Here is a 12,047-nt window from a genome sequence, read left to right as displayed (position 1 = left end):
GTGTTCTCGAGAACGTGCGCGGCTGCGTGACCGACGGCCCTTGCTTCCTGAAGCTGGCGCTGACCGGCGGGACGGAGGCGATCGTCACCTACCACCCGGGAGAAGGCCCGTCCTGCCCCAACGACGCCGCAGCCACCGCCGGGATCCGCGTCGAGCCGGGCCAGCGCGTCGCCGTCACCGGCCGGGTGGTCGGCGCCGGCCCGCCACTCGAACTGACCACCTGTCCCGACGAGAGCCTCGCCATCCGCCCTCTCGGCAACGGGGAGGAAGAAACGGGGAGCGGCCGGCCGTAGCCGGAACTCGGCCAGCCGCTCCCGGAGATGCGCCCGACGCCGGGCTTACCGGCAGGACGATGGATCCACGGCGAACGTCCCGCTGACCGGGACGGCCGCCACGCCGACATTGCCGGCGCAGTCGACGGCCTCCGCGCGGACCACCGGATCGGTGAACGTCGTGCGGCCGCAGGCGCGGTAGGCCTGGCAGAGCAAGCCGCTGACGATTTCGATGGTGTCGTCAACGAGCCGGCCGTTGGCGTTCCCGTATGTCGCGCCGTCCAGGGCGACGCAGTCGTCGACGAGAATTCGCTCGGTCACCACTCCTCCCGGCGCCGCGTCTTCGTCGCTCGTCACCAGGTAGGCGCCGATCGGATCGACACGCGGGAGATCCTGCGTGGCCAAGGGTGGAACGAGGGAGACGAGCGGAGCAGTGTCGTCGATCAGGAACCGCGTGACGGCTGCACTCGAGTTGCCCGACGAGTCCGCGACGGTCAGTGTCACCGACCACTCTCCCTCGGCGGTGTAGGTCGGGCCTCCTGCCGGGTCGTAGGTGCGGGAGAGATCGGTCTCGCAGACGTCCGTGAAGTCGTCCGTGACGGTGACGGGGCCATGCAGGCAGGCACCGGACTGCGGGAAGGTGATCGACCCCGCAGGAGGCTCGGCGTCCACCACCGTCACGACGGCGGTGTCCGGATCGGACATCGACTCGCCGTCGGAAACGACGAGCGTTATCTCGTTCGCGCCGAGCGGGCAAGTCACCTCGGTCACGCAGGCCGCGGCGTCTTCGAAAGAACAGGTGTCGGAGGTCCACTCGCAGGTGAGCTGATCGCCATCGGGGTCCGAAGAGCCGCTGCCGTCAGCGGTCGTTTTCCCCTCGCCGCCCTCGCACTCGAGCTCCCGGTCCTCCCCGGCCTTGGCGACAGGCGGAGCGTTGTCGGTGTCGCATTCCGAAGCGATGAAGATCCTGTCGTCCTGGGCAGCGAGCTGCCCCGCTCGATCCACGGCGCGGGCCACGACATGCACCAGGCCCGTTCCGGGTAGCGTGAAGCTCTTCGGCAGCTCGGCGATCGGAATGGCAGCGTAGCTGTTACCGCCGTCGATGCTGTAGTCGACCCGGGCGAGTCCGGCCTCGGCGTCCGCGGAAGCGTCGATCACGACGCGAACGCAGGAGAACGGCTCCGGCGTCGTGGGAACCAGGTCCAGACTGACCTCCGGCAGTGTCCCGGCGACCACGATCTCCCGTTCGTCGCTGACCTCGTTGCCGTCATTGTCGGTCGCGGTGACCGTCACGGTGTGACGCCCGGGCTCGAGCGAGCCCAGCGTCAGCTCGGCGCCGTTCCCTAGATCTCCGGCGAGGTCGGACGACCAGACCACGGCCTCCCCCTCGAGGAAGCCGTCATCCTCGTCGTGGGCGATCGCGCGCAGATAGATCGCTTCCCCCGCCGCGAACACCGCGGGATCCTCGGGTTCGGTGATCTGCACCGTCGGGAGCTTGCGGTCGACCGAGAAGGGTTCCGAAGAAGCCTCGCCGGTGTTGACGCCGTCGGTGGCGAGCACGCGCACCACGGCCGACTCACCTCCTGGCAGAGCGTCGAAGTCGACCGCGAGGGAGGTGGCCCCGTGCAGCGTCCCCAGGCTGGACCAGCTCGCGCCTCCGTCCGCGGAGTACTCGACTCGGCTCCAGTGATCGGAGCTATCCTCGTCGGCAATCTCCCAGAGGATCTCGCGGAGCCCCGACCACACATCGCCCGCCGCTGGGCTGACCACCGCCACCTGGGGCGCGGCGCCGCCGAGAGGCAGGGCGCCGATCTCGGCACCGGTGCCGTTCAGGACGACGAGCTTCTCGGCGCCGCTTTGCACGGGGACCAGCTCGAAGAATCGTGGATCCGTCTCGATCTCGAGGCCGTCCGCGTCTTCCGCAACGGGAGTCCGCGGGTCGAAGCGACGCGTGAACAGCACGGCCCCCGAGGGGTCGCGCACCTCGATCCGGTGCGTGCCACTTCCCGACCCGTCCGTCCCGGTCAACTCCCGCGTGAACAGCGGAGTGAAAACGACGCCGGCGTCCGTAATCCGGCCACCGACCGTCCAGAACATCCCCCGCCGCTTCGGAGCGCTGGAGGGCGGCTGCGCGTCGAGCGGTTCCATCATCTTCCTGTACGTGTGCGTGCTGATCCATCGCGGCGTGCAGTAACCCATCGTCTCGTAGTTGTTGCTGGGATCCACCGGAACGCCGCGATAGACGTCGAAGCCGACCTCGAGCAGCCGATTGGTGGAGAAGGGCCAGTCGGTCGAGGAGTCGACCGCCGTGCTGTAGCAGCCCGGAGGCCGGCCGCCGCTCGCCGCCGGCGACCCGGTGTTCGTGTGCTTGCGGCCGAGCATGTGGCCGGTTTCGTGGGCGACGACTTCGTCGTTCGTCTCGGTGCCGAGACGCACGGCGCTGATGCGGCCTGCAGCCCCGCGGCTCGGGATGCCGTCGGCCATGCCGCCGATGCCGCCGGGGATGTTCGGACGCACCATGCCAAAGTAGTACCGCTGCTCGCCGAGTACACCGAGGAAACGGTCCCACGTTCCGTAGAGGTCGCCGATTTCGCTGACGGTGTCATCCCACCAGCGAGACATCTCGTCCCTTTCGATGGTGCCGTTGCCGTTGCTGTCGTAGGTCGCAAGGTCGTGGCGCACGGTGTGGGTCGTGTCGCTGACCGTGACGGAGTGAGCCGGCGCGATGCCGCGCAGAAAGCCGATGAGAGATGCGAGCCGGCGCCGGGACGCGCAGTTCCACCCACCGGTCGGCCGCTTCGAATCGCAAACGGCGACCGATCGCAAGACGAGCTTGTCGGCCTTCCGGCCGAAGAGGGGGAACTCGTGTTTTTCGATCTTCCTGCCCGAGCTGTCCATGAGCGTGATGGCGGCGTTCCACTCCCCGGCCGGGGCGACGAGGGTGAACCTCTCCCCCCGGCAGCCGTTCTTGCGTTCCCGCTGCTTGAAGGGATCGCAGCCGGGGACGAGGGTGACACTGTGGGTGTTGACATAGTTCGCTTCCGGAATCTCGAGCTTGACCTTGTAGGTGGCCGTCGACTCGACATCTTCGAAGTAAACGCGCACCGCGATCAGGCGTTCGCCGATCAGCGGAACGGGCGGCTCACGGTCCTCCTGGAGGTCCACCTTGAGTTCCTCGATCGGCGAAAGGTACTGGATGGCTTGCGTGAACTCGACAGCGAACAGCCTGGGCTTGGCCTCCGTTTCGACCAGCATCAGCACCAGCCCCAGGCAGTCTGAGTTGGGATTCTGGCCGTCGATCCGCAGCTGCCGTCGGCCCTTCGTGGACCCCATCGCGGAGGAGACGTCGAAGTCGTGGATGTCCCAGAGCTGACCGTTGTACGCACGCGAAGTCCCGGCACTCGGCACCGAAAAGCCGTCGTAGAGGCCGTACTTGTCGGGAATCGTCGTCTGCCCCTCGCCGGAATCGAAGGTCATCCAGTTGTCAGGGAAGAACTGGCCGTCGGCGACGTGCATCTGCACGCGCACCGGGCCGCCGTTCCACACCACCGGTTCGAGCACGGCGTGCCAGCCGTTGTCCTCGCCGGGAAATCCGCGGGGGAAATTCGAGTCGTTTCCCTCGAAGAAAGCGAGGTTCTTGTTGTTCGTATCGTCGCCGTCGTCGAACACGACCACGAGCGAGGCTCCGTTGGCGCTGTGCCCCTCGCCTTCGGAGAGGCCGGTGATCCGGTACGCGCCGTTTCCGGTGACGAGAGCCGTCACGTCGGCGCGGTACGCGCGGCTGGACCCGCTGCCCCAGCAATTGGTCGTGGCGTCGCCGATCGGAACGCCGCGGACCGGGACGCCGTTGACCGAGACGACGGGATTGTCGTAGGCGCCGTTGCCCCCGTCGTCCGTGAGATCGATGCCGTGCCAGTACAGCAGGGCGAGCTTCACCTCGCCCGAGACGCCGGTGAGTTGGATCGTCCCGCTGCCGCCGCCGGCCCCCGAAACTCCGGCGGAGACCCAGTCGATGTCGGTCTCGGTGCGGACGTGGTGAACGGGACGCGCTCCCGCCGGGCCGGCGGCCAGGCCGGCGCCGACGAAGAGTGCCACCGCTCCGCGACAGAACCTTCCCCACAAACCAGCCGTGTGCATTCCTCGACCTCCCCTCGCTGCGGGTCATCCCCTTCCGGTCACGCGCCCGCAGCGGTTCACACGGCCGGATAACTTACCAGACAGGTATGGCTAACCAGCTTTTGCGAGATACTACGAAGACCGAGTTTGTAAGGCAAGGATTTTCGAGGCGGGATTGCTACGGGAAGCGATCCCGGCCGAAGGGCGCGTCCCCGACGGTGCGTTTTTCGATCGAAGTCCTTGAGAAAAGAGAAGGTTCCGGTCGCGGATGGACCACTGCCGGCGACCGAGCCCAAGCGGCGCTCTCGCATCGAGTCCCGAGGCGCGTCGCACCATCGTGGGGCACATCCCCCCTGCCGTGAGGCGCCTTCCCGACGGTGCGTTTTCCGGCCGAAACCGTTGGAAGATCGGACCCTCCGGCCGCAAATCGACCGATGTCGGAGACCGAGCCGAAGTGCCGACCCTTCATCGAGTCGCGCGGGGTTTTGGCGCTATCGAGGGGTTACCGCCCTCTGGCCGCGGAACGGGGCGATCGGGCGGGTGGGAACGCCCTGTCCGACTGTCTGCCGAAAGCGTCTTCGGTCGCACGCGGATGAACCCGCGCGCCGAGAACGGCGCCGCCGGCCGCCCGGTCCCGCCTCCCAGGGCCCGCGGCTACGGAGGTGCCCCGGGGCGCGACCGCGGGGTGCAGCCGCCGGGCGCGACTCGGGAAATGCCGCCAGGAGAAACGCGGCCGGAAGGCCGCGGCGACGAGGGTGAGGCGTCCAGGCGCGTCGACTCGCGATCGTCCGGCTACTCGATCCGGAGGCGGTCGCCGGGGTGGATCACGGTGTCCGGCGTGATGTCGTTCAGGGCGCAGAGGCGCTCGACCGAAACGCCGTAGCGGCGCGCGATCCGGAACAGGCTGTCGCCGCGCCGCACGATGTGGGTCGTGCCCTTGCCCTGCGGCGGGCTCGTGGCCGAGGCGACCCGCGGCGACTCCGGGATCCGCAACGTCTGACCGGGACGCAGGATCGACCGGCGGCCCAGCCCGTTCGCGCGCATCAGAGCCGTCAGCGAGACCCCGTAGCGGCGAGAGATCGCCCACAGGGTGTCTCCCCGGCGCACGCGATAGACCCGGCCTCGGACGGTGCTCGTCGAGCCGCTGCGGTGTTCGGTTCTCCGGGCGACCTGCGGCGCATCCGGCCGCACCCTGAGCGGCTGCCCGGCGTAGATCCGCGTCGAGCGCCCGAGACCGTTCCAAGCCTGGAGCTGCCGGACCGAGACACCGTGACGGCGTGCGATCGACGATAGCGTATCGCCTCGCCGGACCCGGTAGATCCCGTCCGCACCAGCCCGCGCCGGCTCGGGGGGCGCGCCCGGCCCGCGGGGAATCTCCAGGATCTTGCCGACGCGCAGGAGCGTCCGCCGCCCCATCCCGTTCGCCTGCTGGATCGCCCGCACGGTCGTCCCGTAGCGCCGCGCGATCGCCGACAGCGTGTCGCCACGGCGGACGCGGTGCAGCCGGCGCACGATCCGCTGGTCCGGGGGAACCTGTGCCAGCTTCTCGGCAAAGCCCTCCGCAAGCCCTGCCGGCACCCGCACCGGATAGTCCCTGGCTCCCGGCGGGGTCTGGCCGCGCCGGAGCGCGGGGTTCAGCCGGCGCAGGGTGGCGGTGTCGGTCCCGATGACCCGCGCGATGACGTCGAGATCGGTCGGCGTCGGAACCGTCACCGTCTCCGTCCGGAGCGGCGGTTCGTACTGCACGTCACCGAAGCCGAACTTCTCCGGGTTCTTCGCGATCAGCGTGGCGGCGAGGATCGCCGGGACGTAGTTCCGCGTTTCGCGGCGGAAGAAGTGCCGGCGGACGAGCGTCCAGAAGTCCTTCGTCCCGGCGCGCTCGACCGCACGGCGCACGCGCCCTTCCCCGCCGTTGTAGGCGGCCAGCGCCAGGTACCAGTCTCCGAACTCGTCGTAGAGATCGCGGAGGTAGGCCGCGGCCGCGCGGCAGGAGCGCTCCGGATCGGCTCGCTCGTCGACCCACCAGTCGACCCGCAGGCCGTAGCGGCGCGCGGTGCTCGAGATGAACTGGAAGATGCCCCGCGCGTGGGCGCGCGAGTAGGCCCCCGTCTTGAACCCGCTCTCCACGATCGCCATGTAGACGAGATCCCGCGGCAGCCCCTCCTCGGCGAAGATCTCCCGGAACCGGTCGATGTAGCGTCCCGACCGGGCGAGGCTCTCGGCGATGAACCGCCGGTGCGGACCGGTGTAGACCTCCAGCCAGGCGAGAACGCGGTCGTTGACGACGACCGGGTAGTCGGGCTGGATGGTCCGGGCGGCGTCGTCCACCTCGCGGGCCTGCTCGGGATCCACCGCCGGCTCCGGTCCTTCGAGGATCTCCTCCGCGATCCCGGCCGCCGGGTCGGGCTCCTCCTCCGCCTCCTCGAGCTCCCGGGCCTGCTCGAGGACCCGCTCGCGCTCGTCCTCGATGGCGCGGATCTGGCGCGTGGCGACCGGATCGGTCTCGGCGAGCGGGAGCAGGAGCGCGATGGCGTCGTCCCAGGTCTGGTCGGCCTCGTCGAGCAGACCGAGCCGCGCCTGCTCGCGGGCGAGCATCACCAGGGACGCCGCCTCGGCGAGCCGGGCTTCCTTCTCCTCCGCGGAAACGGCCGGCGGCTCGAGCGCCACCGGCGCCCGGGTCGGTGCGGCTTCCGGGGTCCGGTCGCGCGGCGGTGGGGCGGGCAGGGTGGCGCACGCGGCGGCGAGGAGAGCGCCCGCCGCGAGGATCCCGAGGGGACCCGCGCCGCTGGACGCCCGCCGCCGTCGGGACGCCGACGCGTCGTTCCGGCGAGCGATCAAACCGACACTCCTCCGCCTGGGCGGCGGGCCAAGGCGCTCACGGGGCCGAATATACGAGTCCGGCTCCCGGAGCGTCAACGAACCCCCGCGAACGCGCGCGGGGATCGTTGACCCGGCCGCCGCTTCCTCATAATCTGGTCGCGCCGGACCGGGGTGACGCGACGCGGGACGCACGCGGCGCGGCTGACCCGGGCGCCGCCATATCGGAGGAGATCCCGCGATGACACCGCCTGCCGACCCGGGCAAGACCGCTCCCGACCCCATCGCACGCGAGAAGGTCCGCGCGCTCGACATGGCCGTGGGCCAGATCGAAAAGCAGTTCGGCAAGGGCGCGATCATGCGCCTCGGCTCGGATCGCAAGGTGGACGTTCCGGCGATCCCGACCGGCTCGCTGTCGCTCGACTGGGCGCTCGGCGTGGGCGGCGTGCCGCGGGGCCGGGTCATCGAGATCTTCGGCCCGGAGTCGTCGGGAAAGACGACCCTCGCGCTGACGGTCATCGCCCAGGCGCAAAAGCGGGGCGGGATGGCGGCGTTCATCGACGCCGAGCACGCGCTCGACCCCGACTACGCCAAGAAGCTCGGCGTGGACGTGGACAACCTCCTCGTCTCCCAGCCCGACTCCGGCGAGCAGGCGCTCGAGATCGCCGAGGTCCTGGTGCGCTCGGGTGCCCTCGACGTCCTCGTGGTCGACTCGGTGGCCGCGCTGGTGCCCCGCGCGGAGCTCGAGGGGGAGATGGGCGACAGCCACGTCGGCCTCCAGGCGCGGCTGATGTCGCAGGCCCTCCGGAAGCTGACCGGAATCGTCGCCAAGTCGCGCACCGCGCTGATCTTCATCAACCAGCTCCGGGAGAAGGTCGGGGTGATGTTCGGCAGCCCGGAGGTGACCACCGGCGGCCGGGCGCTGAAGTTCTACGCCAGCCAGCGGATCGACATCCGGCGCATCGGGGCGATCAAGGACGGCGACGTGGTCGTCGGCAACCGCACCAAGGTCAAGGTCGTCAAGAACAAGCTCGCGCCGCCGTTCCGGGTGGTCGAGTTCGACATCCTTTATGACGAAGGGATCAGCCGCGAGGGCGACCTGATCGACCTCGGCATCGCCCACAAGCTGGTCCAGAAGTCCGGGGCCTGGCTCAGTGCCGGCGACATCCGGCTCGGCCAGGGTCGCGAGAACGCCCGCCGGTTCCTCAAGGAAAACCCCGACGTGGCGCGCGAGATCGAATCGAAGCTCCGCGTCGCCCTCGGCCTGGCCCACACCCCGGCCGAGGCGGAGGAGGCGCCCGCTCCACCCGCGCCGGCGGCGAAGCAGCCGGCGGCCTCGCCGCGCCGCCGGCCCGGGGTCCGGGCCTGAGGCCCCTCGCCCGCCGCGCCCGCTCCGCCGCCGCCCACCGGCGAGCGGCCGCGCGCGTGCTGGCCGCCGCCGCGCTGGCCGTGGCCGCGCCCGCCACGTCGGCCTTTCCGGGCGACTCCGGGGCGGACGAGCCGCCCCTGTCGGTCGAGATCCCGGCGGTTCTCCTCGCCGGCGTCCCCCGCGCGGTCACCGTCCGCGCGGAAGGGGCCGGACAGGCGCTCAAGATCGAGGCGCGGATCGACGGGAGCGGCGCGCGCAGGTCGGCGGAACTTCCCGCCGGCGCCGGCGAGGTGGCCATCGACATCGCCGCGCCCCGCGGGGCGCGCTGGCTCGAGGTGACGGCGCGGTCCGCGGACGGTGCCGAGATCGCTCGGATCAGGAGACCGCTGCGCGTCATCTCGTCGTTCTGGGCGTTCGTGCCGCCGCTGCTGGCGATCGGCCTCGCCCTCGCCATCCGCCAGGTGCTCCCCTCGCTCCTGCTCGGCGTGCTGGCGGGCGCGTGGCTGCGAACGGGCTCGGCGGGACGCGCCCCGCTGCGCCTGCTCGATCACGACCTGATCCGCGCGCTCAATGACGTCGATCATCTCAAGATCATCCTCTTCACGCTGATGCTCGGCGGGATGGCGGGGCTGATCGCCCGATCGGGCGGTGCGGGCGGGCTCGTCGAGGCCGTTTCGGGCTGGGCGCGGACGCGCCGGACGGGACAGGTCTCGGGATGGATCGCCGGTCTGGTGGTCTTCTTCGACGACTACGCCAACACCCTGATCGTCGGGCCGACGGTGCGCCCGCTGACCGACCGGCTCCGGATCAGCCGGGAGAAGCTCGCGTTCATCGTGGACGCGACCGCGGCGCCGGTCGCTTCGATCGCGCTGATCTCGACCTGGATCGGCTACGAGGTCGGCCTGATCGCCGACGCTCTGCCGGGAACCCGCCTCGCCGGCACCGACGCCTACGGTCTGTTCATCGCCTCGCTTCCCTACCGCTTCTACGCCTGGCTCATGCTCGCCTTCGGCCTGCTGGTGGCGGTCACGGGACGCGACTTCGGCCCGATGGCGCGCGCCGAGCGGCGCGCCGCGGGCGGAGCCGTGCTGCGCCCCGGCTCGCAGCCGCTGACGCGGACCGACCTGCTCGACGGCGCTCCCGCGTCCACGCCGCGCGCCGCGCTGTGGCTGGCGGTGGCGCCGATCCTCGCGGTCGTGGCGGTCACCGGGCTCACGCTGTGGTTCAGCGGGCGTGCGTCGCTCGCCGCGGACGGCGACCCGAACGGGACGGCTCCCGTCTTCTCGGTGCTCCTCTCCGTGCGGCGTCTCGGGGCGGTGATCGGCGCCGCGTCGTCGTTCGACGCCCTTCTGTACGGGGCGGCGTGCGGCGTCCTCGTCGCCGTCGCGGCGTCGGTCGCGCTGCGGCGGCTGGCGCTCGGCCCGGCGATCGACGCCTTCACCGACGGCGTCCGGTCGATGATGCTCGCGGTGATGATCCTGACGCTCGCCTGGATGATCGGCGGGGTCTGCAAGGACCTCGACACCGCCGGGGCGGCGCTGGCCTGGATCGGGGACGGTTTCCCGGTGCGCCTGCTGCCGGCGATGACCTTCCTGCTCGCGGCAGCGATCTCGTTCGCCACGGGAACGTCGTGGTCGACGATGGCCGTGCTCGTGCCGATCGCCCTGCCGCTCGCCGACCGTCTCGCGGCGGCGTCCGCCTGGCCGGACGCCTCGGCGAGCCGCCTGCTCGTCGCGGTCACCGGGTCGGTGCTCACCGGATCGGTCTTCGGCGACCACTGCTCGCCGATCTCCGACACGACGGTGATGTCCTCGCTCGCCTCCGGCTGCGATCACATCGACCACGTGAGGACGCAGTTGCCCTACGCCGCCATCGTCGCCGCGGTCGCGATCCTCGTCGGCGACCTTGCCGTCGGCTTCGGCATTCCCCCATGGCTGGGCCTGCTGGCGGGGATCGCGGCGCTGTTCGGCCTGCTCCGCCTCGTCGGACGCCCCTCGGAGGAGGCATCCGTGCCATAGGAGCTGGATCCGTCACGCCGCAGGGCGCCGGACGCGCGTGCGCCGGGGCCGATCCGGCCCAGAGCCTCTCGAGGAAGGTGCGTCCTTCGCCCGGTGCGCGGCGAACGGCGCCTGCGCGGTCGCGGGCGCGATCGTGCGCGGGGCGGGTGACGATCGTGTCGCGGGTTCCGCGGCCGCAGGCACCGCAGACCTCCCCGCAGCGCCTCCTTCGGCCCGCGGCCTCGAGCGGCCCGGGGCTTTTCGCCGCACCCGCCGTGAACGCCCGCGCCGCGCCGCTCGACAGGACCGGAGCGACCCTCGCCGTCAGCAGCGGGCGAGACCGCAGCGACCGCTCCGGCGAATGGCTTTCGACCCGGCCGGATGGAGCACCGGAACCTTGACGGCCCCGCGGGCCCCGACTAACCTTCCTCGCTGTCCGGACCGTGCCCAGGTAGCTCAGTTGGTAGAGCACGTGACTGAAAATCACGGTGTCGGTGGTTCGATTCCGCCCCTGGGCACCAGGCGCTTTCTCTGCGACCTCACCTTCCGCCAGACGAGCTAGGCCGCGAGCGCGCGGCGTGCCGCCGTCGCGCGCGGCGTTCGTCGGAAGACGCCCTCTTCCCCGCCGGGGGCATCCCGATGCAGGCGTCCTCGAGGGTGCGATCGCGCATCCTCGACGGTGAGGGCTCGGAGGCCGCGGGCCAGGGCCGGCCTTCCCGCCCGGCGAGCCCACGGCGCACCGTCGATCCCGCGTGCGGTCGCAGGTCGGTGCACACCCTCGAGGCGGCTCGTCCCGGCCCAGGCCGGGTGCATCCCTGACGGTCCGGTCCCCCAGGCAGGCCGCAGGGCGCTCCGGAACCCGAAGGTGCATCCCCGATGGTGCGCTTTCCCATCGAAGTCGTTGGAAGTTCGGACGTTGCGGTCTCGAACGGCTCGCCTTCCGCGAAATGGGGCCGAAGCGCCCTTCTGCCATCGAGTTGCGCGGCGCTTCGCACCATCGAGGGTGCACCTGTCGCATCTTGCGACCTGGCCGGGATCGCCCGCCGCCAGCTCGCCGTGAACTGTCGAGCTCTTAAGCGCTTGCGAGGGGTCGGGCGCTGTTGAACTTCCACCTCCGAACTCGGGCATGGCAGCCCGGCAAGGACCGGCCGCGGCGCCGGGCGGCGCCGGGCGCAAATCGCGGCGCCGGCGGTGGCTCTCATCGGTTTCCCCTGCCTCGCCCCGTTCTCGGAGGTGCCTGTGCCTGCGGAGGCCGGGGGCGGACCCCCGGGGCGGGGCCCCCCGCCCGCTGACGGAGGTGCACCCCGCGCGAGGTGCATCCCGGATGCTGCGCTTTCCCCTCCAACTCGCTGACTGATCGAGGGTTACTGTCTCGGACCGGTCGGTGCACGCCGGCGCGGGCAGAACTGTCGGCCCGCCACCGAGTTCGCCGGTGCAGCGCACCATCGAGGGTGCACCTCCCTCCGAATGCGCGAC

The 12,047-nt window shown here is 71.0% G+C and carries 6 protein-coding genes and 1 tRNA gene; 5 read left to right on the top strand and 2 right to left on the bottom strand.

What is annotated here, in order from left to right; all coding sequences use genetic code 11:
* The coding region (locus D6718_10730; protein ID RMG44069.1) for a hypothetical protein at positions 1-293 on the top strand (293 nt) is incomplete at its 5' end.
* A gap of 45 nt (positions 294-338) precedes the next feature.
* On the opposite strand, the gene D6718_10725 is transcribed toward D6718_10730, so the two are convergent.
* Positions 339-4,409: a hypothetical protein gene (locus D6718_10725; protein ID RMG44068.1), complete on the bottom strand. Its 4,071-nt coding sequence runs from the start codon at positions 4,407-4,409 to the stop codon at positions 339-341.
* 771 nt (positions 4,410-5,180) lie between these two features.
* Positions 5,181-7,226 carry a LysM peptidoglycan-binding domain-containing protein gene (locus D6718_10720; protein ID RMG44067.1) on the bottom strand — a complete coding sequence of 682 codons (2,046 nt, stop codon included), beginning with the start codon at positions 7,224-7,226 and terminating at the stop codon, positions 5,181-5,183.
* A 262-nt stretch (positions 7,227-7,488) separates the two neighbouring features.
* On the opposite strand from D6718_10720, the gene recA reads away from it, so the two are divergent.
* The 4 genes from recA (at position 7,489) to D6718_10700 (ending at position 11,092) form a co-directional block, all read left to right on the top strand.
* Positions 7,489-8,574 (top strand): recombinase RecA, encoded by a 1,086-nt coding sequence (gene recA / locus D6718_10715; protein RMG44070.1) that lies wholly within the window; start codon positions 7,489-7,491, stop codon positions 8,572-8,574.
* Positions 8,575-8,630: 56 nt separating this feature from the next.
* On the top strand, positions 8,631-10,592 hold the full coding sequence (locus tag D6718_10710) for a Na+/H+ antiporter NhaC family protein (GenBank protein RMG44066.1): 1,962 nt from the start codon (positions 8,631-8,633) through the stop codon (positions 10,590-10,592).
* Between the two features lie 146 nt (positions 10,593-10,738).
* On the top strand, positions 10,739-10,972 hold the full coding sequence (locus tag D6718_10705) for a hypothetical protein (protein ID RMG44065.1): 234 nt from the start codon (positions 10,739-10,741) through the stop codon (positions 10,970-10,972).
* A 44-nt stretch (positions 10,973-11,016) separates the two neighbouring features.
* Positions 11,017-11,092, top strand: a tRNA-Phe gene (locus D6718_10700).
* Positions 11,093-12,047: the final 955 nt, after the last annotated feature.

Source organism: Acidobacteriota bacterium, assembly GCA_003696075.1.
Lineage (GTDB): Bacteria > Acidobacteriota > Polarisedimenticolia > J045 > J045 > J045.
This window is presented reverse-complemented; position numbering and strand designations above follow the sequence as displayed.

Coding starts and splice junctions, on each gene's coding strand:
- D6718_10725 (RMG44068.1), bottom strand. CDS start 4,409: ATGCACACGGCTGGTTTGTGGGGAAGGTTCTGTCGCGGAGCGGTGGCA.